The sequence below is a fragment of the Achromobacter animicus genome (assembly GCF_902859585.1).
Taxonomy (GTDB): domain Bacteria; phylum Pseudomonadota; class Gammaproteobacteria; order Burkholderiales; family Burkholderiaceae_B; genus Achromobacter; species Achromobacter animicus.
Genome location: NZ_CADIJM010000004.1, coordinates 20,677 through 45,343 on the forward strand (window position 1 = coordinate 20,677; position 24,667 = coordinate 45,343).

A 24,667-nucleotide genomic window follows, 5' to 3' on the forward strand; every position below is an offset into this window, starting at 1 on the left:
ACCCGCGCTGACGACTTTCGCTGCGGACCGGGCTAGCCTGACACCAGGCGGCCGTTTTCCATCAGCAACTGACGGTCGGCGCGGGCGGCAAGCTCGGGATCGTGGGTGACGATCGCAAATGCCGTGCCCGACTCCTGGTTCACCCGCGTCAGCAGTTCGAACATGTTGTGGGCAGTGTGCCGGTCCAGGTTGCCCGTGGGCTCGTCCGCCAGTACGCACACCGGCCGAGTCACCAGCGCGCGCGCCAGCGCCACGCGCTGCCGTTCGCCGCCGGACAACTGGCCGGGAAAGTGCCCTTCCCGGGCGGAAAGGCCGACCAATCCGAGCACTTCTCGTGCCGCCTCGCGGGCCTTGTCGCGGTTCTCGCGGCGCACGATCAGCGGCATCGCCACATTGTCCAGCGCCGAAAACTCGGCCAGCAGGTGGTGGAACTGGTAGACGAAGCCCAGGCTGCGGTTGCGCACCGCGCTTTTCTTGGACTCGGACAGCCCGATGCCCACCTGGCCGTCAACCGATACCGAGCCGCTGGTCGGGACGTCGAGCAGCCCCAGAATGTGCAGCAAGGTGCTTTTGCCGGACCCCGACGCGCCCACGATGGCGACCATCTCGCCGCGCGCGACGGACAGGCTGACATTGCTGAGCACTTCGATCCGGGCGGGGCCTTCGTCGTAGACCTTGACGATGTTTTCGGCCTGCAGCGCCGGCGTCGTGCCGGCCTGCGGTTTCTGCGTCGGGGTATCAATCATGGCGCAGCACCTGTGCGGGTTGCAGGCGCGAGGCGCGCCAGCTCGGATACAAGGTCGCCAGCAGCGACAGCACCAGCGAGGTCACGCCGATGGTGACGATGTCGCCCACCTGAGGATCGGACGGCAGCGCGCTGATGAAGTAGATTTCGCGCGGCAGGAAATGCACGCCCAGCATGCGTTCGATGAACGGCACGATCACGTCCACGTTGTACGCAATGGCAATGCCGCCGGCCACGCCCAGCAAGGTGCCGATCACGCCGATCAGCGCGCCTTGCACCAGGAAGATGCGGGCCACTTCGCCGGGACCCGCGCCCAGCGTGCGCAGGATGGCGATGTCGGATTGCTTGTCCTTGACGGCCATGACCAGCGAGGACAGCAGATTGAACGCCGCCACGGCCACGATCAGCGCCAGGATCAGGAACATCATGCGCTTTTCGGTCTGCACCGCGGCGAACCACGTGCGGTTGTTGCGCGACCAGTCGCTGGCCATGACGTACGGCGGCAGGACGTTGCGCAGTTCGGCCGCCACTTCGGGGGCTTTCTGCATGTCGGCAATGCGCAGACGCACGCCGGCGGTGCCGCTTTCGCGGAAGACGCGCGCCGCATCTTCGTTGTCCACGAACGCCAGCGAAGAATCGTATTCGTAGTGGCCCGACGAGAACACGCCCACCACGGTGAACTGGCGCATGCGCGGGGCAAACCCGGCCGGGCTGATCGAGCCCTGCGGCGCCATCATCAGCAGCGTGTCGCCGACCTTGACGCCCATGCCGTCGGCCAGCTCGTTGCCCAGCACGACGCCGAAGCCGCCGGGTTTCAGGTCGGTCAGCTTGCCCGACACCATCTGGCGCGGCAGGTCCGACACGTTGCCCTCGGTGGCAGGGTCGATGCCCCGCACCTGCACGCCGCGCAACGCCTGCCCCCGGACCAGCATGCCCTGCGCCGCCACGAAGGGCGCGCCGGCCTTGACTTCGGGATTGCGCTCGGCGGCGGTGGCGAACTGCTGCCACTGCTCAAGCACCCGTTCGGGGGATGCGCCGGGAAGATAGAGTTCGATGTGCGGCAGCACCGACAACATGCGGTCGCGCACTTCTTTCTGGAACCCGTTCATCACGGACAGCACCACGATCAGGGCGGCAACGCCCAGCGCGATGCCCGCCATGGAACTGGCGGCAATGAAGGAGATGAAGCGATCGCGGCGGCCGCGTCGCTGGCGGATCCGGGCAAGCCCCGCATAGCGGGCGCCGATCCATAGTTCGTAGGGTATTTTCAGCACGTGCGCATTATTGCATTAACCGCCCGTAAATCGCCCCGCGGATGTGCGGATCCTAGACCAGGCGTGACAACGTATGGCAGTTGGCCGCGGCGCTAAGTTCCCCATCCCGGCGCGGACTACAATCGCCGCCATGCTGATCGTCATTCCGGGCGCCTTGCCCGCCCTTCCCGTCGCCGCCGAACTGGCCAAGCTTCTGCCCGAGCGCGCGCCCACCCTGCACGGCTGGCTACAGGCTGCGACCGCTCGCCCCCAGGCCTACGACCTGCGCGCCCACGGTTGCACCGCCTTCGAATCGTGGCAGCTGGAGCGCGCCGGGTATGCGCCCGAACCTGGCCTGCTGCAAAGCGCCGGGCTCGGCCCGCTGCTGGCCGGGCAACAATCCCACACACTGGCTGACGAACCCGTCTGGCTATGCGAACTGGTCCACCTTGCGCTAGGCGCGGATCAGGCGTCGCTGCTGGATCCGGATTCGATGGACCTGACCGAGTCGGAAACGGCCGCCCTGCTCGACACTGCGCGCCCTATATTTGAAGGCACCGGATTCTCGGTCGAGCCGCTGTCGCCGCAGCGCTGGCGCCTGCGCCTGCCGGCGGACCTGCACCCCCAGACCGCCAGTCCGTTGGCCGTGGCCGGAAAGCGCCTGAACGACTGGTGGCGCCAGGATGCCGAAACGCGCCCGTGGCGGCGCCTGCTGAACGAAATCCAGATGGCGTGGCACGAACACCCGGTCAACGACGTCCGGGCCGCCCGCGGCCTGCCGCCCGTCAACGCGCTGTGGCTGTACGGCGGCGGTACGCCCTGGACGGCGGCGCCCGCCGGCCCGGCGCAAGTTTTGACGCAACTGGACGCGCCGCAACGCGCCGGCGACTGGGCCGCGTGGCTCGACGCGCTGACCGAACTCGATACGCAGCATCTGCGTCCGCTGGCCGCCGCCAAAGGCCTGCCCGCCACGCCGGTGCAACTGCTGCTGCTGGGCGATGACCGCAAGGTTGCCCTTGACCTGAAACCGCGCGGGGGCCTGCTTGGCTTGCTGCCCGCGCCCAAGAAGAACTGGAGCGCCTGGTGGTCTCACCCCGCTTAACCATCCGTCCGGCCGATCTGGCCGCCTGCCACGTCCTCGAATCCTCCGGCATCCACCCCCTGCTGGCCCGCCTGTGGGCCGCGCGCGGCGTGACGCATCCGGACCAGACCCGCCTCGCCTGGCCGTCCTTGCTGCCGCCGGCTGGATTGACCCATTCGGCCCACGCGGCCGCCGTCCTGGCCGACGCCATCCAGGCCGGGAAAAAGCTGCTGATCGTGGCCGACTACGATTGCGACGGCGCCACCGCCTGCGCCGTCGGCCTGCGCGCGCTGTCCGCGATGGGCGCCGACGTCGACTTCCTGGTGCCTAATCGTTTCGAGACCGGGTACGGCCTTTCCCCGGCCGTGGTCGAACTGGCCTGCCGCCACCGCGCGGGCAAGCCCGACATCATCATCACGGTCGACAACGGCATCGCCAGCGTCGACGGCGTGGCTGCGGCCAATGACGCCGGCATCGGCGTGGTCATCACCGATCACCACCTGCCCGGCGACACCCTGCCGGACGCGCTGGCCATCGTGAACCCCAACCAGCCCGGCTGCGGCTTTCCGTCCAAGAACCTGGCCGGCGTGGGCGTCATCTTCTACATGATGCTGGCGCTGCGCGCCGAACTGCGCCGGCGCGGCGTCTACGCGCCGGACGGCGGACCGCGCCTGGACGCGCTGTCCGATCTGGTTGCGCTGGGCACGGTGGCCGACGTCGTCAAACTGGACGCCAACAATCGGCTCCTGGTCACGCAGGGCCTGCAGCGCATGCGCAGCGGCCGTCTGCAACCTGGGCTACGCGCGCTCTTTGCCGTCGCTGGCCGCGAGCCGCGCAGCGCCAATGGCTTCGACCTGGGCTTCGCGCTCGGACCGCGCATCAACGCCGCGGGCCGCCTGGCGGACATGAGCCTGGGCATTGCCTGCCTGACCACGGACGACGAGGCGCAGGCGCTGGAGATGGCGCGCGAGCTGGACAACATCAACCGCGAACGTCGCACGATCGAAGCCGAGATGCGCGAGCAGGCGCTGGCCGCCATGGAAGCGCCCGATGCCACCGCCGGCGCCACCGTCTGCGTGTTCGACCCGGGCTGGCACCAGGGCGTCGTGGGGCTGGTCGCCTCACGCCTGAAAGAGAAATTCTGGCGCCCCACCCTGGCCTTCGCGCCGGCCGGCGACGACGAGATTCGCGGCTCCGGCCGTTCGATCCCGGACGTGCACCTGCGCGATGCGCTGGACCTCGTATCCAAGCGCCATCCCAACCTGATCCGCAAGTTCGGCGGCCACGCCATGGCGGCCGGCCTGACGCTGGGCAAGTCCGATTTCCCGACCTTCGCCCCCGCCTTCGACGCCGCCGTGCGCGAACTGACCGGACGCGATTCCTTCGAGCCCGTCATCGAAACCGACGGCTCGCTGGAAACCGGCTACGCCAACGCCGACGTGGCCGGGATGCTGCAACAGCAGGTCTGGGGCGCAGGCTTCGCCGCCCCCCTGTTCCTGGACGAGTTTGTCGTGCGCAACCAGCGTCTGGTCGGCGAAAAGCATCTGAAGCTGTCCCTGGAACGCGGCCACCAACGTTTCGACGCCATCTGGTTCGGCCACGACCAGTCCCTGCCGGAACACATCCAGGCGGCGTACCGCCTGGAACAGAACGTGTGGAACGGGATGGTGTCGGTGCAGCTAGTGATCGAACACGCCGGATAATGCGCGACGGTGTCTGACACCCATCAGACACCGTCCACCAGCAACGTTACTTGTTCACCAGCTTCGCCGGCTGCGCCAGCGCCGCCAGCGCGCCCACCACCAGGCAGCCGGCCAGCATGTACAGCCCGGTGTTCGTCGTCCCGGTCATATCCTTCAGCCAGCCCACCAGATACGGGCTGACAAAGCCGGCCAGGTTCCCCACCGAATTGATCAGCGCAATCCCCGCGGCGGCGGCCGTGCCGCCCAGTAGCGCCGTCGGCAGGCTCCAGAACAGCGGCAGCACCGTGCAGATGCCGATGTTGGCCACCGTCAGCGCCAGAATCGCCAGCACGGTGTTACCGCTCCACACCGCCGACAGGAACAGCCCCACCGCGCCGAACAGCGCCGGCAAGGCGACGTGCCAGCGGCGCTCGCGCTGCCGGTCGGAATTGCGCGAGATCAGGATCATGCCGATCACGGCGAACAGGTTGGGCACCGCCGTCAGCAGGCCAATCGCCAGCGGGCTCTGCACCCCGGTGTTCTTGATGAGGCTCGGCATCCAGAACCCCACGCCGTACAGGCCCATCACGAACGAAAAATAGATCAGCGCCATCGCCCACACGCGCGGCTTGGTCAGCGCGGCGCGGATCGGCGGATCCTCCTTCTGCTGTTCCTCGGCCGCGATATTGCGGATCAGCACGGCCTTTTCATTGGCCGTCAGCCACTTGGCCTTGTTGATGCGGTCGTCCAGATAGATCAGCACCAGCACCCCAATCACCACCGACGGAATCCCCTCCAGCAGAAACAGCCATTGCCAGCCCGACAGTCCGTGGTCGCCGTGGAAGGTCGCCATGATCCATCCCGAGATCGGGCCGCCGATCAGGCCGGACATGGGCACCGCGGTCATGAAGAACGTGGTGATGCGGCCGCGCCGGGCAGCCGGATACCAATAGGTGAGATACAGGATGATGCCGGGAAAGAACCCCGCCTCGGCCGCGCCCAGCAGAAAGCGCAGCAGATAGAACATATGCTCGCTGGTCACGAACATCATGCAGGCCGAAATAATGCCCCACGTGATCATGATCCGGGCGATCCAGATCCGCGCCCCCACCTTGTGCAGGATGATGTTGCTGGGAATCTCGAAGATGAAATAGCCGATGAAGAAAATCCCGGCGCCCAGCCCGTACACCGTCTCGCTGAACTGCAGTTCCTGCAGCATCTGCAGCTTGGCGAACCCCACGTTGACGCGGTCCAGGTACGCCACCACATAGCAGACCACCAACAGCGGCACCAGCCGCCAGCCCACCTTGCGGTAGATCCGGTCCTCTTCGCTGGCGTCAAGCGCCGGCGAGACCCCGGGGGTCATCGTGTTTTCCATCTCTGTCTCCATTCCTCTGGCGGGATAGGCCGGCGCGGGGCCGGCGTTTTCGGGGTCGGCGGTCCCAAACAGGGACATCGCAGCCACCCGCCAAGGCTAGAGCCGTCGGGTTGACAAAAAACTGAACAACTTGGAACCGCGTCGCCGGCGGCCGAAATCGGGCCCGTCCCCCGTCTGCCGCCGTGCGCCCGCGCAGTCGGTCCATCCACGGTAAAATGCCAGGTTTCGCACAAAAGTCATCAGGATAGGATCAATCATGGAAGCCGAACGTCAGAACCAGCTCGCAGCCCGCCTCGCCGACTACGCGGAGCGCGAACAGGCTCTACGGAGGTATCTTTGACTACGATGCCAAAGCTGAACGCCTCCACGTCGTAAACGCCGAGCTCGAAGACCCGGCCGTCTGGAACGACCCCAAGCACGCCCAGGACCTGGGCCGTGAAAAGAAATCGCTCGAGGACGTGGTGGAAACACTGACGAGCCTGGGCGCCGGCGTGGCCGATTCCCAGGAACTCTTCGAAATGGCCGCCGCCGACGATGACGGCGACACGCTCGAAGCGATCGAACTGGACGCCAACGCCTTCCAGGAAAAGCTCGAAGCCCTGGAATTCCGCCGCATGTTCTCCAATCCGGCCGATCCCCTGAATTGCTTCCTGGACATCCAGGCGGGCGCGGGCGGCACGGAAGCGCAGGACTGGGCGTCGATGCTGCTGCGCCAGTACCTCAAGTACGCCGAACGCAAGGGCTTCAAGGCCGAGATCCTTGAAGAATCCGACGGTGAAGTCGCGGGCATCAAGTCGGCCACGATCAAGATCGAAGGCGACTACGCCTTCGGCTACCTGCGCACCGAAACCGGCGTGCACCGCCTGGTCCGCAAGAGCCCCTTCGACTCGTCGGGCGGCCGCCACACGTCGTTCGCCAGCGTCTTCGTCTACCCGGAAGTCGACGATTCCTTCGAAGTCGAAGTGAACCCCGCCGACTTGCGCGTCGACACCTACCGCGCCTCGGGCGCGGGCGGCCAGCACATCAACAAGACCGACTCGGCCGTGCGTCTGACGCACATCCCCACCGGCATCGTCGTGCAGTGCCAGAACGACCGTTCGCAGCACCGCAACCGCGCCGAAGCCATGCAGATGCTGAAGTCCAAGCTCTACGAACTGGAAATGCGCAACCGCATGGCCGAGCAGCAGAAGCTGGAAGACTCCAAGACCGACGTGGGCTGGGGCCATCAGATCCGTTCGTACGTGCTGGACCAAAGCCGCATCAAGGACCTGCGCACGAACGTCGAAATCTCCAACACGCAGAAGGTGCTGGACGGCGACCTGGATCCCTTCATCCAGGCCAGCCTGAAGCAAAACGTCTAAGTTCCGCGATTCTTCCCGCTTTCACGCACCCAGAGGTCCACGAATGTCCGACACCATTGCAATTCTCACCGGCGCCTCGCGCGGCATCGGCGCCGCCATGGCGCGCGGCCTGGTCAAACCCGGCACCCGCCTCATCACGCTGGCGCGCCGCGAAGACCCCGAGCTCGCCGCCCACGCGCGCTCGCAGGATGTGCAGCTGGAACAACTGTCCGTGGACCTCTCGGACCTGAAAGCGGCCGAATCCGCGGCCGAACGCATCTGCGCCGCGCTCCCGCGCGACGCCAAGCGCTATCTGCTGATCAACAACGCGGGCACGGTGCATCCCGTGGCGCGCACCGACGAACTCACCGACGGCGCGGCCATCTCCGCCGCCTTCAACCTGAACGTCACCGCCGTCATGCTGCTCACGGCGCGCTTCCTCGCCGCCGTCGCCGACATCAAGGCCGACCGCCGCGTGCTGAACATCTCCTCCGGCGCGGGCCGCAACCCGAACGCGGGCTGGGGCGTGTACTGCGCCACCAAGGCCGCGCTCGACATGCACGCCCGCGTCGTCAAGCAGGAACAAGGCGCCGACGGCGCGCGCATCGTCGCGCTGGCCCCCGGCATCGTCGACACCGACATGCAGGCTGCCATCCGCGCCAGCTCCGTCGAAAGCTTCCCTGCGCTGGCCAAGTTCCAGGACTTCCATGCCACCGGCAAGCTGTCCTCGCCCGCCAACGTAGCCTCCCGCATCCTCGCCTACCTGGATCGCGAAGATTTCGGCACGACCGAAATCGACGACATCCGCAATTACGACTGATCCCCCGACCATGACCGACCACTCGACCACTCCGGCTCCCGCCCAGGATGAAAACCGCTTGATCGCCGAACGGCGTGCCAAGCTGGCCAAACTGCGCGAAACCGGGGTCGCGTACCCCAACGATTTCGTCCCGGACGCCCGCGCCGCGGCCCTGCATGACAAGTACGACGGCGAGGAACAGGAAGCCCTGGCCGCCGCCGCCGTCACCGTCAAGGTCGCCGGCCGCATGATGCTCAAGCGCGTCATGGGCAAGGCCAGCTTCGCCACGCTGCAGGACAGCACCGGCCGCATCCAGATCTACCTGGACCGCGGCACGCTCGGCGAAGACGTCTACGCCGCGTTCAAGCAATGGGACATCGGCGACATCATCGCGATCGAAGGGTCGGTCTTCAAGACCAACAAGGGCGAACTGTCGGTGCACGCCGCGTCCGCGCGCCTCCTGTCCAAGTCGCTGCGCCCCCTGCCCGACAAGTTCCACGGCGTTGCCGACCAGGAACTGCGCTATCGCCAGCGCTATGTCGACCTCATCATGACCGACGCCACGCGCCGCACGTTTGAAGCGCGCAGCAAGGCCGTGGGCAGCATCCGCCAGTTCATGCTGAACGCGGGCTTCCTCGAAGTCGAAACGCCCATGCTGCACCCGATCCCGGGCGGCGCGGCGGCCAAGCCCTTCGTCACGCACCACAACGCGCTGGACATGGAAATGTTCCTGCGCATCGCGCCCGAGCTCTACCTCAAGCGCCTGATCGTCGGCGGCTTTGAACGCGTGTTCGAAGTCAACCGCAACTTCCGCAACGAAGGCGTCAGCCCGCGGCACAACCCCGAATTCACGATGATGGAGTTCTACGCAGCCTTCGCGGACTACCGCTGGCTCATGGACTTCACCGAAGAACTGATCCGCCAGGCCGCCATCTCGGCCAGCGGCAGCGCCGTCCTGACCTACCAGGAACGCGAGCTTGACCTGTCCAAGCCCTTCGACCGCCTGACCATCTGCGAAGCCATCCTCAAGTACGCCGACGGCTACACGCAGGCCCAGCTGGATGACCCGGCGTTCGTGCGCGCCGAACTGAAGAAGCTGGGCGCGGACGCCGACGGCCCCGTGCTTTCGCGCGCCGGGCTGGGCGCACTGCAACTGGCGCTGTTCGAAGAGACCGCCGAAGCCAAGCTCTGGAACCCCACCTACATCATCGACTACCCCGTCGAAGTCTCGCCGCTGGCGCGCGCCTCCGATACCCGCGAAGGCATCACCGAGCGCTTCGAACTCTTCATGACCGGCCGCGAAATCGCCAACGGCTTCTCGGAGTTGAACGACCCCGAAGACCAGGCCGAACGCTTCCGCTCGCAGGTCGAAGCCAAGGACGCCGGCGACGAAGAAGCCATGTTCTACGACGCGGACTACATCCGCGCCCTGGAATACGGCATGCCCCCGACGGGCGGCTGCGGCATCGGCATCGACCGCCTGGTCATGCTGCTGACCGACAGCCCCAGCATCCGCGACGTCATCCTCTTCCCGCACCTGCGCCGTGAAGACTGATCCCCGGAGCGCATCATGATCTTTAAGATCCTGATGCTGCTGCTGGTCGTGGCGGGGCTGGTCTACTGGATCAAGCAACCCCGCCGCATCCAGCCGGGCGCCCCCTACCGGACCATCCCCGCGCGGCGGCCGGTATTCATCGTCCTGTGCGTCGCCACCGCCATCTCGCTGATCGCGGCCATTCTGACCGCCTTGCTCTGGATGGGCGGCGTGGCAGGCGGCGTCACCGGCGGCGGCTATCACGGCGAAGCCGATTTCCTGCTGCCGGTTGCGGCCTCGCTGCTGGCCTTGTCGGTGGCCTGCGCCGTCGGCGCATTCCTCAAGCGGCGGGGTTAGGGTCCACGGGCCACCTGCCCGCACCCGCCGGCAACGCCGGCAATGACGCTTGCAGCATGGCGTCGATGAACGCGGCGGGCGCCAGCCGGCCGCCCGGCTTGTACCACTGCACCGTCAAGTTCATTGCGCCCAGCACGCATCGCTTGATGACGCGTGCGTCCCCCTGCAGCAATCCCGCCTCCACCGCCCCCGCGACCACCGACTGCCACATCGCCTCGTAGCGATCGCTAAGCCCCTTCACGGCCGCCTGACTGGGCGCGGACAGGCTGCGCCATTCGTACACCAGTGCGTTCATCGCGTCCCCGCCCGCGCCGTGCAGCATGCTCCACATGTGCACGCGGAATAGCGCCGCCAGGCGGTCCTCCGGCTCGACATAGCTGGCCAGCGCCTTGCCGCCGAGGTCGATCACTTCCTGGATGCCGTTGTTCATGACGGCGACCAGGATCTCCTCCTTGCTGCGAAAGTGATGAAACAGACTGCCCGATTGCAGCCCCACGGCCTTGGCCAGTTCGCGCACCGTCGTGCGCTCGTAGCCATGCTTGCTGAAAAGCCGGCCGGCGGCCAGGACCAGTTCCCGCCGCCGCTCGGTCTCCGCACCATCGTCCCGCGGCGAGGCGGTCCCGGTCTTGTCCATGGCGCGTCAAACCCTCTGGATGATGGTCGCGGTCGCCATGCCGTGGCCGATGCACATGAGCTGCATGCCCAGTTCCCCTTCGGTGGCCTCCAGTCCGGCCAGCATCTTGGCCATCAAACCCGCGCCCGTGGCGCCCAGCGGATGGCCATGCGCAATGGCGCCGCCCCACGGATTCACGCGCGCCAGGTCGGCGCCCAGTTCGCGCTGCCAGGCCAGCACCACGCTTGCAAAGGCCTCGTTGATCTCGATCCAGTCGATGTCCTCCAGCGCCAGGCCGGCGCGCGACAGCGCTTGCCGCGCCGCCGGGATCACACCCGTCAACTGCATCACGGGATCCGACCCCACCGCGACGCGCGCCAGGAATCGCGCCCGCGGCCGCAAGCCGTCGGCCAGGGCCGTATCCTTGTCGGCCAGCAGCACCGCCGCTGCGCCGTCGGCGAGCTGGCTCGCATTGGCCGCGGTGACGCCCCCCTGACCCGGCGGCCGCAACGCCGGCGCCATGGCCGCCATGCGGGCCGCGTCCGTGGTCTCGCGGATGCCCTCGTCGCGCAGCGCCGGCGTGCCGGGCAGCAACTCCGCATGAAGTCCGGCGCTGGCAGCCACCCAGGCCCGCGCGTGGCTCTCCCGCGCCCACTGATCCATCTCGGCCTGCGACAGCCCCCAATGGCTGGCGATGCGCTCCGCGCTCTCTATCTGATGGATCAGCGGATACCGCGCCAGCAGCGCCGGGTTCAGCGATTCAAAGCCCCGGAATTCCGTCTGGCCCAGCGTCACGTCCAGGAACATGGGCACGCGGCTCATGCTCTCGACGCCGCCCGCGACCACGTAGCGCATGTCGCCCGCGGCAATAGCCTGCGCACCGAAATGCACGGCCTGCTGGCTGGACCCGCACATACGGTTGAGCGCCACGCCCGGCACGCTCTCCGGCAGCCCGGCCAACATGGCCGCCAGCCGCCCGATGTTTGCGCCCTGCTCACCCGCCTGGCTGACGCAGCCGGCGATCAGGTCCTCGACCTTGTCGCCGGGCAGCGCCGCGCGCGCCAGCAGTCCCTGCACGGTCTCGGCCAGCAGCGCGTCCGGCCGCGTCTGCGCCCACCATCCGCCGCGCCGCCCGAACGGCGTGCGCACGGCTTCCAGGATCACGGCTTGGTTCATGCCGTCGTCTCCTCAACGTAGAGCGTTTCAATTTCGTTGGCGTACGCGCGGTAGATGCTAGCGCGCCGCACCTTCATCGTCGCCGTCACCTCGCCGTCGTCGTGGTCCAGTTCCTTGGTCAACAGATGAAAACGCTTGATCTGCGACACCGGCGCCAACCCGGCGTTGGCCCGCGCGACCTCCTGCTGCACCAGCTCGCGCACTTGCGGGCATTCGGCCAGCGACCGGAAATGCGTGAATGCGATGCGCCGCGATTCGGCCCATTTGCCGACCGTGTCGAACTCCAGCTGGATCAGCGCAGACACGTACTTCCTGCCGTCGGCGATGACGATGCACTCCTTGACGTACGGGCTGCCCTTGACCGCGTTCTCGATTTCGGACGGCGTCAGGTTTTTGCCGCCCGCGGTGATCATGATGTCCTTGAGCCGGTCCACGATGCGCACGCGCCCGGCCTCCTCGGCCACGACATCGCCCGTGTGCAACCAGCCGTCGCGCACGGTGTCGGCCGTCGCTTCAGGGTTCTTGTAATAACCCTGGAACACCATGTCGCCGCGCACCAGGAGTTCACCGGCCTCACCGATGCGCCATTCCACGCCGAGGATCGGCTCGCCCACCGTGCCCACTTTCACGCGGTCCGGATGCTGGCCAAAGATCATCCCGGTCGACTCCGTCAGGCCGTACACCTCGACCAGCGGCACGCCCAGCGTCCGAAAGTAGCGCACGACGTCCGGCGGGATCGGCGCGGCGCCCGTCATCGCCACCCGCACGCGCCGCAGCCCGATGAAGTTCTGCAAGGCGCGCAGCACCAGCCAATACCACAGCCAGTGCGTCAGCCGTTCGCCCAGCTGGTACTGCGCGGGGGACTTTTCCAGGAACGGCGCGCACTGCGCCAGCGCACGGGCGTACAGCCACCGCTGCACCGGTCCGGCCTCCTGCATCTTGATCGATATTGCGGCGTGCAGCTTTTCCCAGATGCGCGGCACACCCAGAAAAATCGTCGGCGCGACTTCGCGCAGGTCTTCCTGCACGGTGCGCAGCGACTCGCCAAAATTCACCTGCGAACCCAAATAGATGGGCACGAACGTGGACAACATCTGCTCGGCGACGTGACACAGCGGCAGGTACGACAGGTGCACGCTGGACGCATCCATCGACAGGCGATCGGCAATGCCGGGCGCCACGCCGCGCATGTTGCGATAGCTCAGCATCGCGCCCTTCGGTTTGCCGGTCGAACCGGACGTGTAGATCATCAACCCGGTGTCGTCCAGTTGCTGTCCGTCCAGCATCGTGTTCAGCGCGGTCAGTTCCACCGCCTCGCGCTGGCCGCCATCGGCCCCGACCTCGGCAAAGGTCACAATGCGCGCCCGATCCGCGTCGGCATACGATCGCAGGCCCTTCGTTTCGATCACCACAATGCGGCGCAGATGCGGCAGCCTGTCCGCCACCTGCAGCACCTTGTCCGTCTGCTCCTGGTCTTCGCACACCACCAGTTCCACATCCGCATGCGCCAGCACGTAGCCCATTTCCTCGGCCGGGCTGGTGGAATAGACCCCGACCGCCACACCGCCGGCCGCGCAGGCGCCCATCTGCGTCAGCAGCCATTCCACCCGGTTGTCCGAGACGATGGCAACCCGCCCGCCCACGCTAAGCCCCAGCGCGCGCAGTCCCAGGCCGACGCGGCAGGCGCGCTGCCAGTACTGATCCCACGTCATGGGCTTCCAGATGCCGAACTCCTTCTGCCGGATCGCGACGGCGGACGGCTGCCGGCGCGCCTGCTCGCGCAGCATCTGCGGCAGCGTCAACGGCGGCCAGCCGCCCGGATCGGTATGCGCGTCCTTCATGACAGCCAGCGCTTGCGGCGCTTGTAGTGCTTGATGTCGCGAAAGCCCCGAGCCTCGCCCGAGCCGCCGATGCCCAGATAGAATTCGCGCACGTCGGGGTCCGCCGCCAGCTTGTCCGCGGAACCGTCGATCACCACCTTGCCGGTCTCCATGATGTAGCCGTAATGCGCCACTGCCAGCGCCACGGACGCGTTCTGCTCCACCAGCAGCATCGACACCCCCTGTTCGCTATTGATGCGCGCGATGATCGAAAAGATGCTTTCGACCAGCATCGGCGACAGTCCCAGCGACGGCTCGTCCAGCAGCATCAGCGTGGGCTGGGCGATCAGCGCGCGACCGATCGCCAGCATCTGCTGCTCGCCGCCGGACAGGTAACCGGCTAGCCCGCGCCGCCGCTCGAACAGCCGCGGGAAATAACCGTAGACCAGATCGAAGTCCGCGCGTGCCGCCTTCCGTCCGGTCAGCGCATACGTCGCCGCCACCAGGTTCTCTTCCACCGTCAGGTCCTCGAACACGCGCCGGCCTTCCATCACGTGCGCCAGGCCCGATCGCACCAGGTTCTGCGGCTTGATGCCCGCCGTATCGCCGCCGCCGAACACGATATGGCCCCGCACCAGCTCGCCGTCCTCCAGGTCCAGCAGTCCCGACACGGCCTTGAGCGTGGTCGATTTGCCGGCCCCGTTGCTGCCCAGAAGCGCCACGATGCTGCCGGCCGGCACCGACAGGGACAAGCCGCGCAGCACCTGCACCGCCTTGTTGTAGACGACCTCGATGTTGTTGATGTCGAGCACCGCCTTGGGCGGCGCCGTGGTGGTCACGCCCGCTCGCACCTCTGGCCCCCGCGCGTCATGTCCCGGATTCACGGCAGCCTCACTTGAGCACGATCCAGTCGGACGCCGGCACCATCTGCTTCTGCTTGACGTCCGCGCGATAGATCCGGCCCACGGGTATCGAGTTGCCCTTGATGGTGATCGGCACGCCGATCAGCCCGCCCGTATCGAAGTCCTTGATGCCATCCAGCGACGCCTTCATGTTGGCCGCGGTCAGTTCCTTGCCGGCGTCCAGCGTGCGCTTGGCGACCTCGGAAAACAGCATGGCTGCCAGGAACCCCTGCATGTAGCCCGTGCTCTGGTACTGCGGCCGCATTTCGCGGATCTTCTTGAGCATCGGCGCGTCGGCCGCCTGGTCGTAGTAATAGCGATACGGCATCACACCCATGAAGCCTTCGGCATCCTCGCCCATCTGCATCACGGTCGAGTTGTCCATCGTCCAGAATGTGCCCATGTAGCGCGTCTTCAGCCCCATGCGCTTGCCCTGCCCCACGAACTCGGGAATCGGCGCCAGCACGTAGCCATGGAAGATGGTGAAGTCCGGATCCGCGCGGCGCAGCTTGATGACTTCTGTCGACACGTCCACGCTGCCCGGCGGCGTCATGATTTCGGTCGCCACCTTCAGGCCCAGCTTCTCGGCCACCGCACGCGAACTGGCGATCGGGTCGCGGCCGAACTCCGTGTCCGAATACACGAACGCCACCTTGGCGCCCGGCTGCTCCTTGGCGATGTAGCGCAGCAGGATGCCGAACATCTCGGTGTAATCCGGCCCCAGCATGAACTGGGCGGGATACTTGGCCGGGTCATTCAGTTCGGTCGCAAACGACGCGCCCGTCATCAGGATGTCGCCCGTTCGGTTCAGCTCGGCGTTGATGGTCTTGGAAAAGCCCGTCGAATCGCCGTAATAGAAATTGACCTTGTTCTGGCTGGTGATCTTCTTGAACGCCGCCACCGACGCGTCCACCTTGTACGCGGTGTCCTCCGGCACGTAACGCAGCTTGCGGCCCTTGATGCCGCCCTGGTCGTTGATGATCTTCACGTAATCCGTGATCCCGGCGTGGATGCCCTGCCCCGCAAAGGCGAACACGCCGCTCAGCGGGATCGAGCCGCCCAGCACCAGATCCTCGGCCGCCTGCGCGGCGGGCGCCGCCGCCAGTGCTGCCGCCAGGCCCAACGGGGCCAACAATCTCGATAAACCGCTGCCTATCCGGATGCGCTTCATGGTTTGTCTCCTGGGTCTTATAGATGGCCGCCGTCACGCCGCACGCATCGCGCTACGTGCGAAATGGCCATAGGTGAAAGAATCGGCGCACGCGCCGCCAGATTTCCGCGAGCCCGTGCGGCTCGAAGATCAGGAAGCCCACGATCAGCAGGCCGAAAACAATGGTGCGCACCGGCGATATCAGCCGCAGTGCGTCGCCGCCCACCGGCAGCCAGCCGACAACCAGCTTCAGGAACTCGGGCACCATCGTCATGAAGATGGCGCCCAGGATGGATCCCAGAATCGAGCCCATGCCGCCCACGATGATGGCCGCCAGAAAGAAGATCGACATGATGAGCGGAAAGCTCTCGGGCGTGACCACGCGGAAAAAGTACGCCCACAAACCGCCCGCCACGCCGGCGTAGAACGAGGACAGTCCGAAGGACAACAGCTTGTAGCGCAAGAGCCGGATGCCCAGCACCTCGGCGGAAATGTCGCGGTCGCGGATCGCGATGAACGCCCGGCCGATGCGCGTGCGGAACAGATTGGCCGCGCCCAGCACCATCAGCACGGTCACCGGCACGATCAGCCAGTAGATCTTGAACGAGGTGTCCAGGTCCATGCCCAGGATGCGAGCCGGCGGCACCTGCAGGCCGCTCGTCCCGCCGGTGAATTGCCAGTTTGCAAAGATGAAATGCGCGATGAAGGACGCGGCGATCGTGGAAATCGCCAGGTACAGTCCTTTCACCCGCAACGAGGGTATGCCGACCAGCAGCCCGCCCAGCATTGCCACGATGCCGCCGGCCAGCAGGTTGACGAGAACCGGCGTGCCCAGGTGCAGCTCCATCACCGCCACGGTGTACGCGCCCAGGCCCATGAAAGCCGCCTGCCCCAGGCTGACCAGCCCGGTGTAGCCGGTCAGGATGTTCAGCCCCGTCGCGCTGGCGATGTTGATGGCGACCAGGCACGCCAGATACAGCCAATAGGCGTTCGCCACAAAGGGAAACAGCACCAGCGAGGCCGCCAGCAGCGCCAGCCACACGTGCTGCGTGCGCGTGTCGAAAAGCGCCTCGTCGGCCAGGTAAGTCTGCTTGGCGGTCGCGATGCGCATGGATCAAAGCCTCTCGATTTCACGGGTGCCGAACAAGCCATAGGGCCTGGCCATCAGCACGACCACCAGCACGACGAACGTGGCCAGCAGCTTGTACTCGCCCCCCAGATACGCGCCGGCCCACGCTTCCAGCAGGCCGATGAAGATGCCGCCAACCAGCGCGCCGGCAACGCTGTCCAGGCCGCCCACGATCACCACCACCAGCACCGACAGCCCGAACACGCCCATCGACGACGAAATGCCGCCGATCGCGCCCACGATCACGCCTGACACCGCGGCAATGGCGCCCGCCGTCACCCACGCCAGCGAAAACACGCGCGGCACGTTGATGCCCATCGCATAGGCCGCGCCCTGATCCGACGCGGTCGCGCGCAGCGCCACGCCGCCGCGCCAGTAGCGGAACACCACCAGCACCAGCAGCGCCAGCACCACCGCCACCCAGAAGCCGTAGAACACTTTGGGCGCCACGAACGCCTCGCCCACCATGACGGGCGCGCGCGGCATGAACTCCGGCAGGCGCCGCTGATCGGCCGTCCAGATGAGTTCGACCGCGCCGACCAGAATCGACGCGAGGCCCACAGTGATCATGAAGACGGAGATCGGCGATTCGCCCAGCATCGGCCGTATCGTCAGGCGCTCGACAACGGCGCCCAGCGCGCCGGACACGACGACCGCGCCGACGATGGCCAGCCAGATCGGCCACTCCATGCCCGTCGCAAACGCGTAGAACACGTAGGCGCCCAGCATCAGGAACTCGCCGATGGCGATGTTGACCACGCGGGTCGCCTTGTACACGATCACGAACGCCAGCGCGGCCAGGGCATACAGGCCGCCGCTGCCCAGCCCGGCCAGCGACACCTCCAGCAGGAACAGCCAGTCCATCAGGCTGCCTCCCGCAACCGCCGGCGCAGATCGCCCACGTCGCCCGCGCCCAGATACGCCTTGATGACCTCGGGATTGGCCTGCACCTCTGCCGGCGTGCCATGGGCGATCACCTGCCCAAAGTTCAGCACCACGACGTGATCCGACAGGTCCATCACCATGCCCATGTCGTGCTCCACCATCAGCACGGTCACGCCCCATTCAGAGCGCGCATCCAGAATGAAGCGCGCCATGTCGTCCGTCTCTTCGCGGTTCATGCCGGCAACCGGCTCGTCCAGCATCAGCACCTTCGGCTGCATCGCCAGCGCCCGCGCCAGCTCCACCCGCTTTTGCAGCCCATACGACAGCGCCGCGACCGGCGCGTGGCGGATATGGTCGATCTCCAGGAAGTCGATGATGCGTTCTTCGATGTCCGCCCGCAGCGCCATTTCCTCGCGGCGCGCGCGGCCCAGGTAGAACAGCGCATCCAGCACGTTGGTGCGCAGATGCGCGTGGCGGCCCAGCTTGATGTTGTCCAGCACCGTCATGCCGCGGAACAACGCAATGTTCTGGAAGCTGCGCGCCAGCCCAAGCCTGGCGCGTTCCGGCGCATGCACGCGCGTGATGTCGCGGCCCTCGAAGCGGATGCGTCCGGCGGCCGGTTTGTAGAACCCGGAGATCGTGTTGAACAGCGAGGTCTTGCCGGCGCCGTTCGGGCCGATGACCGTGGTGATGGAGCCGGGCGCGACGCGAAAGCCCACATTGGTGAGCGCCTTCACCCCGCCGAACGCCAGCGTCACCCCCTCGGCCTCCAGCAACGCAGGCCTGTCGGACTGATCCACCATTTGTCTCCCCGCTTTTGATGCGAAGTTTTTTTGCCGCCTGAGGCGGGCATTTTTTACGACGGTGAACCTGGCGACCCTGCGAGGCAGGTGATGCAACGAACCTGTCTTTACCTTCGCCAGTACAGCGCCGGAAAATCGTTCTATGCGTTACGCTAAGCGAGCTCGAACCCCAACCAAGCAAGCGCTCGGTTCAGACCATAGCATCGCGGTTTTTTGATCGACAGTTGGTATTTACCCGACAACGGAGACTCGCCATGACCCAGGAACTACCGGAGTTCCAGACGCTGTTGCTGGAGACCGACGGCGCCCTCGCCACTCTGACGCTGAACCGGGCGGACGCGCTCAACGCCATCGATGTCGCCATGGCCCGCGACCTGCTGCGGGCCGCGCAGTGGCTCGAAACGCGCGACGCCGTGAAGGTCGTGCTGTTGCGCGGCGTGGGCAAGGCCTTCTGCGCGGGCGGCGACATCAGCATGTTCACGGGCGACACGGCAACGGTGCGCGCCACGCTGTCGGATCTCTTCACGCCACTCAATGATTTCGTCGCGCGCATTCCGCGCATGGACAAGGTCTGGCTCGCGCAGGTGCACGGCGTGGCAGCGGGCGCGGGCCTGTCGCTGGTGCTGGCTTGCGATCTGGCCATCGCCGAAGCCGGCGCACGCTTCATGACGGCCTACCTGAAGCTCGGCGCCACGCCCGATGCCGGCATGACGCATGGCCTCATCCGCGCCGCCGGTCCCAAGCGCGCGCTTGATCTTCTGTTGCGGCACGACGCGTTCACCGCTGACGAGGCGCAGGCGTGGGGCATCATCACGCGCACCGCGCCGGCCGGTGAACTGGCGGCTGCGGCGCAGGCTTATGCGCAGGATCTCGCCCGCCACGCACCGCACGGCATTGCAGGCGCCAAGGCATTGCTGCGCAGTGCCGCGCACGCGCCGCTGGAAACGCAGCTTGCCGAAGAGACCGCACGCTTTCTGCAGTCGGCCGCGCGGGCGGACTTCGCGGAGGGCGTCGCGGCGTTCCGCGAAAAGCGCCCTCCCCGTTTCACCGGCCAGTAGCGCTAGCGCGCCTCGGCGACGCTGGCCCAGTCGGGCGCGCGCTTCTGCACGAAGGCGCTCAAGCCTTCGTGCGCCTCCGGCGTGGCAGCGGCGTTGCAGAACACCTCCACCGCCGTCGCGACCCGGCGCCGGTACTCGTTGTCGTTGCTGTACACGAATGCGCGCCGTCCCATCGCCAGGACTTCCGGGGGCTTGTCGGCCAGCGACCGCGCCAGCGCGCGCGCTTGATCCAGCAGCTCGGCCTCCGGCGCCACGCGCGTCACCAGGCCCATCGCGTGCGCCTCGTGCGCGTCGAAGGTGCGGCCGGTGAACAGCAGATCGAACGCCCGGTGCTTGCCGACGATGGCCGGCAGATGCACGTAATGAATGGCGGGCAGCACACCCACGTCGATCTCCGGATAACCGAACGTCGCGGTGTCGGCCGCCACAATCATGTCGCTGGAAATCGCGACCGTCATGCCGCCGCCGCGCACCGCGCCCGACACGACGGATATCGACGGCTTGGTCAGATTGAACTGCGCGTCATACAGCTTGATGTAGAGCCGCGTCAACAACTCGCGCACGCGCGCGGGCGTGCTTTGCAGCAGCTGCTTCATATCCAGCCCCGCGCAGAATCGGCCCGGCAGACCGCTCGCCAGCAGCACCGCGCGCACGGACGGATCCGCATTTGCCTCGTCCAGCGCGCCGATCAGCGCGTCCAGCACGCCCACGTCCAGCGCGTTGACGGGCGCATGGCACAGATGAATTTCCGCAATGCTGTCGCGGACTTCATAACGCAAAGGACTCATTTTGCATCTCCGTGGCCGGTGTGTTGCTGCACGCTGCCGGTTGCCAGCATCGCTGCGACCTCCGATGCGTCAAAGCCCAGTTCCGCAAGGATCTCGCGGCTGTGCTCGCCCAGCATCGGCGCGGGCCGCGCAGCGACGCGCGGCTGCCGTCCGAATCGCACGGGCAGGCCTACGTTGCGCACCTCGCCCAGGACCGGATGCTGGCTCGTCACGATCAACTCACGCGTCGCGACCTGCGGATGCGCCAGCGCCTGGTCCAACGTGTGAATGGCGGAACAGGCAATGCCCGCCGGCTTGAGCAAGTCGAGCCATTGCGCCACCGTGCGCGTCTCGATGCACGACTGCACCAGGGCAACCGTCGCATCAAAGTTGCGGACACGTTCGGCATTGGTCGCAAACGCCGGCGCATCCACATAATCCTGCAGCCCCGCCGCCGCGCAGAAACGCCGCCACTGCGCGTCGTTGCCCACCCCCAGCATCAGATCGCCATCGGATGCGCGAAAGGCCTGGTAAGGACACATGGCCGGATGCCCGGTGCCCATACGGCGGGGCACCTTGCCCGTGCGCCAATAGTTCTGCGCCATGTAGGACATCAGGCCCAACGACGTATCCAGCAGCGACACGTCCAGATACTGCCCCTTGCCCGTCTGGCCGCGCTCCAGCAGCGCCGCCAGAATCCCGCTCAGCGCAAACGAACCGGTGCCCAGATCCACGGGCGAAAAGCTGGCACGCGCAAAATTGCCGCCCGGATCGCCCATCGTGCTGATCATGCCGCTGAAGGCTTGCAGCATGACGTCGTAGCCGGGCTCCTCGCCCATCGGGCCTTCACGGCCATAGCCCGAGATCTCGCAATACACGAGGCGCGGGTTGATGCCAGCCAGCGTCTCGTAATCCACGCCCAGCCGCGCGGCGGTCTTGCCGCCAAATCCCTGCAGCACGACGTCGGCCTGCGCGGCCAGGCGATGCACCACCGCCCGCCCCGCCTCGGACTTCAAGTCCACCGCCAGGCTGCGCTTGTTGTGATTGACGGCCAGAAAGGTCGCGGATTGGCCCGCATCCTGCGGCAACCACGCCCGCGTATCGTCGCCGGTGCCCACCGGTTCGACCTTGATCACGCGCGCGCCAAGCTCGCCCAGATACTGCCCGCACAGCGGCCCCGCAAGCACCTTGCTCAGGTCCAGGACCGTGATGTTCTTCAATTGAGTCATGCGATGCCCGCCTGCCGTGTTCACTGTTCCGCCTTCAGCCCAATGGTGTTCGCGGCCTGCGTCCACTGCGCGGTTTCCTGCTTGAAGAAGTCATCCAGCTTGGCCGGCGCCACCTGAAAGGCCTCGGCCCCGCGCTCCTGCATCGCTTTGCGGTACGCGTCGCTGCCCACCACCTTGGCGACCGCGGCGCGCAGCTTCTGCACGACGTCGTCTGGCGTGCCGGCGGGCGTCTGCAACGCGAACCAGAACTTCAAATCCAGACTGGGGTAGCCCGCTTCCTTCAAGGTGGGCACGTTCGGCAGCAACGGCGATCGTTCGGCGGACGTAATGGCCAGCGCCTTCAACCGGCCGCCTTGCACCTGCCCGATGCTGGTGGACATGCTGTCGAACAGAAAGTCGACCTGCCCGCCGATCACATCGGTCACGGCATTGGCGCTGCCCTTGTAGGCCACACCCACAGCCTGAAAATTGGCCAGCTTCTGCAGCGACGCGCCGTACACGCGCGGCGAGCTGCCAGGACCGAACGTCGCGTAGCTCAGGCCGTGCGGCGCGCTGCGCCCGCGCTCGACCAGCTCGGCCAGCGTGTTGACGGGCGTGCGCTCGGGGTTCACCACCAGCAGGTTCGGCATCGCGCCCGTCGTGCCGACCGGCACATAATCCTTCAGCGGATGCATCTTGGCGCTGGGATACATCAGCGGATTGATGGCCTGCATGGCCACCGTGTTGTGCATCAGCGTGTAGCCATCGGCCGGACCATTGAGCACGCTCTGGTAGCCCACGTTTCCGCTCGCGCCCGGCTTGTTCTGCACGATGACCTGCTGGCCCAGTTCACGCGCCAGCGGCTCGGCCACCAGGCGCGCGATGAAATCCGTTGGCCCGCCCGCCGAAAACGGCACCACAAGCGTGATGGGCTTGGAGGGCCACGCTTCCGCAAACGCGGGCGCGGACAGCGCCGAACAAGCGAGGCAGGCGGCAAACAGTTTGTTGAGCGTCATGATGTCTCCTGTGGTTCTTCTTGGATGACGCCCATTATCGGAAGCGGATTGCTATATTAGAAATACCGTTTAAATATGCGGGCCATAACAAAAAAATGATGGCCCGCCTTTTTCTTGGGATCCTTCATGTCCATGTCCATACGCGCGATGCAATGCTTTGTCGCGGTGGTGTCAACGGGTTCGATCAGCCGCGCCGCCACGGCGCTGCATGTGGCCCAGCCTGCGCTCAGTTTGCAGATCCGCAATCTTGAAGAAGACCTGGGCGTCGTCCTGCTGCAACGCAGCGCCCGCGGCGTCACGCCCTCCGCGGCGGGCACGCGCCTGTTGGCGCACGCGCGTGAAATCCTCGGCCGCATCGACGCGGCGCGTGCCGATGTGCGTGAAGACCTCAACGCGCCGCGTGGCACGGTGTCGCTGGCCATGTCGATGTCCATGGCCAAGCTGCTGACGGTGCCGCTGCTGCGGTTCAGCCTCGCCCACTGGCCGGGCGTCTACTTGAAGATCATCGAGTCCAGCACGGGCTACATCCCCGGGTTCGTGAGCTCGGGCCATGCCGATCTGGGACTGACATTCAGCGATGAAGCGTCTGTCGATCTGCGTTTCCAGCATCTGATCGACGAGGAGCTGGTGGTCGTATCACCGCCCCTGGCAAAACGCGGCAAACACGGCAAACGCGCATCAGCAGAGCTGGCTGCGCTGGCGACCATCAGCCTGCGCGCCCTGTCCGCGTTGCCTTTGGTGCTGCCGGGCAATCCGCACAGCCTGCGACGCTTACTGGATCAATATCAGCAGCGCGAACAGGTTGAATTCCGCGTCATTGCCGAAGCCAATGCCATCCCGCAGCTGATCGAGCTGGCGCAGGCCGGCGTCGCCCATACGATCCTGTCGTTTGAATCCGTACGCCAGGAGGCCGAGCTCGGCCTCGTGCAATTGCGGCGGATCAGCCGGCCCCGTCTGACCCGCCCGGTATTCCTGTGCCATTCCGATGTGCTGCCGCTGTCGCTGGCGGCCGCAGCCGTCGCGGACCGCGTCGCCCGCACCATCACCGATGCAAAGCCTGCCGCGGCGCGCGCGTAGCGCTCAGACGATCCGCTTTTCGACCGCTTGCGCCCAGCGGCGCGCGACCGTGGGCGACGTGGCGCAGGTGGCGGACTCGGTGACGACGCGCACCGCCCGTTCCAGCAGCTGAATATCGGCCTCGTGCTGGCGTGCGACGTGGGGGTCCTCAAAGAAGATGACGCGCTGGCATTGGTGCTCAAGCACCAGCTCCGCAATCTGCGCATCGCCGCCCAGCGGGCCGCTCAGGTAGCGATGCACCCACGGCGTGTCCTTGGGCCAGCCGCGCGACCACGCCAACTCATTCAGCCGGCCGCCGGTCGTGCCGGTGGCCACGCGCCGGGCAAAGCGCGACAGCACATCGAAATGCTCGCTGGCAAACGCCACCATCTCGTCCTTGAGCGCGTCGTGGGCGATCATCGCCAGCGTCTGACCCGAGAAATTGAAATGGCGCGACACAGATGCATCCGGCGCCAGCCCGGCGTGTATGCGTTCGACTTCCATCCATTCGATGGCGCCCGCCAGCGTCGAAATGAACGGACGGCCGTGCGTAATGCACTGCCGCTTGAGCGCCAGCGCTTCGGGAAAAATCGACGACGGGTCAACGGGATCGATCAGGTAGATCGCGCCATCAAACGGCGCCTGGCCGTCACGACCTTCGGTCACGCGCGCCACCAGCTTCATCAGACCGCCCTCGCGGCCGTACGGGTAACGGATCAGACCGGGATAACCCTGCAGCATGCCTTCGCGCACGATCGCATCATGGGTGCGCCCCACCGTGTGCAACTGCACGCCCAGCTCGCGGATGGTGGACGAACACGCACGCAGCCAGGTGAACAGGGCAGCGTCGGGGGTTTCATGGTGCAAACGATTGGCGGCCAGGCCAAAACGCAATTGGGCAGCGGGCATCGGTGG

Annotated in this window: 23 protein-coding genes; 8 read left to right on the forward strand and 15 right to left on the reverse strand. The window is 66.5% G+C overall.

The genetic code is table 11. The annotated features are described in order from the left end of the window. Nucleotides 1–32 precede the first annotated feature (32 nt). On the reverse strand, nucleotides 33–746 hold the full coding sequence (locus HV681_RS12480) for an ABC transporter ATP-binding protein (RefSeq protein ID WP_056562341.1): 714 nt from the start codon (nucleotides 744–746) through the stop codon (nucleotides 33–35). Beyond that, nucleotides 739–2,019 carry a lipoprotein-releasing ABC transporter permease subunit gene (locus HV681_RS12485; protein WP_056318935.1) on the reverse strand — a complete coding sequence of 427 codons (1,281 nt, stop codon included), beginning with the start codon at nucleotides 2,017–2,019 and terminating at the stop codon, nucleotides 739–741. Before HV681_RS12485 ends, HV681_RS12480 begins: the two co-directional genes overlap by 8 nt. Nucleotides 2,020–2,149: 130 nt before the next feature. On the opposite strand from HV681_RS12485, the gene HV681_RS12490 reads away from it, so the two are divergent. Beyond that, complete coding sequence (locus HV681_RS12490) at nucleotides 2,150–3,100, forward strand: hypothetical protein (RefSeq protein ID WP_175123380.1); 951 nt, start codon at nucleotides 2,150–2,152, stop codon at nucleotides 3,098–3,100. Further along, nucleotides 3,082–4,782: a single-stranded-DNA-specific exonuclease RecJ gene (gene recJ, locus HV681_RS12495; protein WP_175123381.1), complete on the forward strand. Its 1,701-nt coding sequence runs from the start codon at nucleotides 3,082–3,084 to the stop codon at nucleotides 4,780–4,782. The genes HV681_RS12490 and recJ overlap by 19 nt, the downstream gene beginning before the upstream one ends. A gap of 46 nt (nucleotides 4,783–4,828) precedes the next feature. On the opposite strand, the gene HV681_RS12500 is transcribed toward recJ, so the two are convergent. Continuing rightward, nucleotides 4,829–6,139, reverse strand: a complete 1,311-nt coding sequence (locus tag HV681_RS12500; protein WP_175123382.1) for an MFS transporter — start codon at nucleotides 6,137–6,139, stop codon at nucleotides 4,829–4,831. Nucleotides 6,140–6,395: 256 nt separating this feature from the next. Between HV681_RS12500 and prfB the strand changes: the two genes are divergently transcribed. From prfB to HV681_RS12520, 4 genes are all read left to right on the forward strand, one after another. After that, a protein-coding gene (prfB, locus tag HV681_RS12505; RefSeq protein WP_175123383.1) for a peptide chain release factor 2 occupies nucleotides 6,396–7,500 on the forward strand; the annotation gives its coding sequence in 2 pieces (ribosomal slippage) (nucleotides 6,396–6,476 and nucleotides 6,478–7,500; 1,104 coding nt in all). A gap of 43 nt (nucleotides 7,501–7,543) precedes the next feature. Continuing rightward, the gene (locus HV681_RS12510) at nucleotides 7,544–8,299 is read left to right on the forward strand and encodes an SDR family oxidoreductase (RefSeq protein ID WP_175123384.1); all 756 of its coding nucleotides are present in this window, start codon (nucleotides 7,544–7,546) and stop codon (nucleotides 8,297–8,299) included. A 10-nt stretch (nucleotides 8,300–8,309) separates the two neighbouring features. Further along, nucleotides 8,310–9,833: a lysine--tRNA ligase gene (lysS, locus tag HV681_RS12515; RefSeq protein ID WP_175123385.1), complete on the forward strand. Its 1,524-nt coding sequence runs from the start codon at nucleotides 8,310–8,312 to the stop codon at nucleotides 9,831–9,833. Nucleotides 9,834–9,848: 15 nt separating this feature from the next. Continuing rightward, a complete protein-coding gene (locus tag HV681_RS12520; protein ID WP_175123386.1) occupies nucleotides 9,849–10,169 on the forward strand; it encodes a preprotein translocase subunit TatB in 321 nt (106 codons plus the stop codon). On the opposite strand, the gene HV681_RS12525 is transcribed toward HV681_RS12520, so the two are convergent. Genes HV681_RS12525 through HV681_RS12560 form a run of 8 tightly spaced genes read right to left on the reverse strand, consistent with a single transcriptional unit; the run spans nucleotide 10,153 to nucleotide 18,647 of the window. Further along, nucleotides 10,153–10,803: a TetR/AcrR family transcriptional regulator gene (locus HV681_RS12525; RefSeq protein WP_175123387.1), complete on the reverse strand. Its 651-nt coding sequence runs from the start codon at nucleotides 10,801–10,803 to the stop codon at nucleotides 10,153–10,155. The genes HV681_RS12520 and HV681_RS12525 overlap by 17 nt on opposite strands. Before the next feature lie 6 nt (nucleotides 10,804–10,809). Next, a complete protein-coding gene (locus HV681_RS12530) occupies nucleotides 10,810–11,958 on the reverse strand; it encodes a thiolase family protein (RefSeq protein ID WP_175123388.1) in 1,149 nt (382 codons plus the stop codon). After that, a complete protein-coding gene (locus HV681_RS12535) occupies nucleotides 11,955–13,799 on the reverse strand; it encodes an AMP-dependent synthetase/ligase (protein WP_175123389.1) in 1,845 nt (614 codons plus the stop codon). The genes HV681_RS12530 and HV681_RS12535 overlap by 4 nt, the downstream gene beginning before the upstream one ends. Then, on the reverse strand, nucleotides 13,796–14,617 hold the full coding sequence (locus HV681_RS12540) for an ABC transporter ATP-binding protein (RefSeq protein WP_175123390.1): 822 nt from the start codon (nucleotides 14,615–14,617) through the stop codon (nucleotides 13,796–13,798). The genes HV681_RS12535 and HV681_RS12540 overlap by 4 nt, the downstream gene beginning before the upstream one ends. 52 nt (nucleotides 14,618–14,669) lie before the next feature. Continuing rightward, complete coding sequence (locus HV681_RS12545; RefSeq protein WP_056318909.1) at nucleotides 14,670–15,851, reverse strand: ABC transporter substrate-binding protein; 1,182 nt, start codon at nucleotides 15,849–15,851, stop codon at nucleotides 14,670–14,672. Between the two features lie 52 nt (nucleotides 15,852–15,903). Next, on the reverse strand, nucleotides 15,904–16,941 hold the full coding sequence (locus tag HV681_RS12550) for a branched-chain amino acid ABC transporter permease (protein ID WP_175123391.1): 1,038 nt from the start codon (nucleotides 16,939–16,941) through the stop codon (nucleotides 15,904–15,906). A gap of 3 nt (nucleotides 16,942–16,944) precedes the next feature. Then, nucleotides 16,945–17,823 carry a branched-chain amino acid ABC transporter permease gene (locus HV681_RS12555; protein ID WP_175123392.1) on the reverse strand — a complete coding sequence of 293 codons (879 nt, stop codon included), beginning with the start codon at nucleotides 17,821–17,823 and terminating at the stop codon, nucleotides 16,945–16,947. Continuing rightward, a complete protein-coding gene (locus HV681_RS12560; protein ID WP_175123393.1) occupies nucleotides 17,823–18,647 on the reverse strand; it encodes an ABC transporter ATP-binding protein in 825 nt (274 codons plus the stop codon). The genes HV681_RS12555 and HV681_RS12560 overlap by 1 nt, the downstream gene beginning before the upstream one ends. A gap of 254 nt (nucleotides 18,648–18,901) precedes the next feature. Between HV681_RS12560 and HV681_RS12565 the strand changes: the two genes are divergently transcribed. After that, complete coding sequence (locus HV681_RS12565) at nucleotides 18,902–19,705, forward strand: enoyl-CoA hydratase/isomerase family protein (RefSeq protein ID WP_175123394.1); 804 nt, start codon at nucleotides 18,902–18,904, stop codon at nucleotides 19,703–19,705. 2 nt (nucleotides 19,706–19,707) lie between these two features. On the opposite strand, the gene HV681_RS12570 is transcribed toward HV681_RS12565, so the two are convergent. The 3 genes from HV681_RS12570 to HV681_RS12580 are packed head-to-tail and all read right to left on the reverse strand — an operon-like array spanning nucleotide 19,708 to nucleotide 22,696. After that, on the reverse strand, nucleotides 19,708–20,493 hold the full coding sequence (locus tag HV681_RS12570; RefSeq protein ID WP_175123395.1) for an enoyl-CoA hydratase/isomerase family protein: 786 nt from the start codon (nucleotides 20,491–20,493) through the stop codon (nucleotides 19,708–19,710). After that, nucleotides 20,490–21,701, reverse strand: coding sequence for a CaiB/BaiF CoA transferase family protein (locus tag HV681_RS12575; protein ID WP_175123396.1), 1,212 nt, complete (start codon nucleotides 21,699–21,701; stop codon nucleotides 20,490–20,492). The genes HV681_RS12570 and HV681_RS12575 overlap by 4 nt, the downstream gene beginning before the upstream one ends. 20 nt (nucleotides 21,702–21,721) lie before the next feature. After that, complete coding sequence (locus HV681_RS12580; protein WP_175123397.1) at nucleotides 21,722–22,696, reverse strand: Bug family tripartite tricarboxylate transporter substrate binding protein; 975 nt, start codon at nucleotides 22,694–22,696, stop codon at nucleotides 21,722–21,724. A 126-nt stretch (nucleotides 22,697–22,822) separates the two neighbouring features. Between HV681_RS12580 and HV681_RS12585 the strand changes: the two genes are divergently transcribed. Further along, the gene (locus HV681_RS12585) at nucleotides 22,823–23,773 is read left to right on the forward strand and encodes a LysR family transcriptional regulator (protein WP_254594953.1); all 951 of its coding nucleotides are present in this window, start codon (nucleotides 22,823–22,825) and stop codon (nucleotides 23,771–23,773) included. 3 nt (nucleotides 23,774–23,776) lie between these two features. On the opposite strand, the gene HV681_RS12590 is transcribed toward HV681_RS12585, so the two are convergent. Then, nucleotides 23,777–24,661: a methylglyoxal synthase gene (locus tag HV681_RS12590; RefSeq protein ID WP_175123398.1), complete on the reverse strand. Its 885-nt coding sequence runs from the start codon at nucleotides 24,659–24,661 to the stop codon at nucleotides 23,777–23,779. Between the last annotated feature and the right edge of the window lie 6 nt (nucleotides 24,662–24,667).

Coding starts and splice junctions, on each gene's coding strand:
- HV681_RS12480 (WP_056562341.1), bottom strand. CDS start 746: ATGATTGATACCCCGACGCAGAAACCGCAGGCCGGCACGACGCCGGCG.
- HV681_RS12490 (WP_175123380.1), top strand. CDS start 2,150: ATGCTGATCGTCATTCCGGGCGCCTTGCCCGCCCTTCCCGTCGCCGCC.
- HV681_RS12500 (WP_175123382.1), bottom strand. CDS start 6,139: ATGGAAAACACGATGACCCCCGGGGTCTCGCCGGCGCTTGACGCCAGC.
- HV681_RS12510 (WP_175123384.1), top strand. CDS start 7,544: ATGTCCGACACCATTGCAATTCTCACCGGCGCCTCGCGCGGCATCGGC.
- lysS (WP_175123385.1), top strand. CDS start 8,310: ATGACCGACCACTCGACCACTCCGGCTCCCGCCCAGGATGAAAACCGC.
- HV681_RS12520 (WP_175123386.1), top strand. CDS start 9,849: ATGATCTTTAAGATCCTGATGCTGCTGCTGGTCGTGGCGGGGCTGGTC.
- HV681_RS12525 (WP_175123387.1), bottom strand. CDS start 10,803: ATGGACAAGACCGGGACCGCCTCGCCGCGGGACGATGGTGCGGAGACC.
- HV681_RS12530 (WP_175123388.1), bottom strand. CDS start 11,958: ATGAACCAAGCCGTGATCCTGGAAGCCGTGCGCACGCCGTTCGGGCGG.
- HV681_RS12535 (WP_175123389.1), bottom strand. CDS start 13,799: ATGAAGGACGCGCATACCGATCCGGGCGGCTGGCCGCCGTTGACGCTG.
- HV681_RS12545 (WP_056318909.1), bottom strand. CDS start 15,851: ATGAAGCGCATCCGGATAGGCAGCGGTTTATCGAGATTGTTGGCCCCG.
- HV681_RS12550 (WP_175123391.1), bottom strand. CDS start 16,941: ATGCGCATCGCGACCGCCAAGCAGACTTACCTGGCCGACGAGGCGCTT.
- HV681_RS12555 (WP_175123392.1), bottom strand. CDS start 17,823: ATGGACTGGCTGTTCCTGCTGGAGGTGTCGCTGGCCGGGCTGGGCAGC.
- HV681_RS12560 (WP_175123393.1), bottom strand. CDS start 18,647: ATGGTGGATCAGTCCGACAGGCCTGCGTTGCTGGAGGCCGAGGGGGTG.
- HV681_RS12565 (WP_175123394.1), top strand. CDS start 18,902: ATGACCCAGGAACTACCGGAGTTCCAGACGCTGTTGCTGGAGACCGAC.
- HV681_RS12570 (WP_175123395.1), bottom strand. CDS start 20,493: ATGAGTCCTTTGCGTTATGAAGTCCGCGACAGCATTGCGGAAATTCAT.
- HV681_RS12575 (WP_175123396.1), bottom strand. CDS start 21,701: ATGACTCAATTGAAGAACATCACGGTCCTGGACCTGAGCAAGGTGCTT.
- HV681_RS12580 (WP_175123397.1), bottom strand. CDS start 22,696: ATGACGCTCAACAAACTGTTTGCCGCCTGCCTCGCTTGTTCGGCGCTG.
- HV681_RS12585 (WP_254594953.1), top strand. CDS start 22,823: ATGTCCATGTCCATACGCGCGATGCAATGCTTTGTCGCGGTGGTGTCA.
- HV681_RS12590 (WP_175123398.1), bottom strand. CDS start 24,661: ATGCCCGCTGCCCAATTGCGTTTTGGCCTGGCCGCCAATCGTTTGCAC.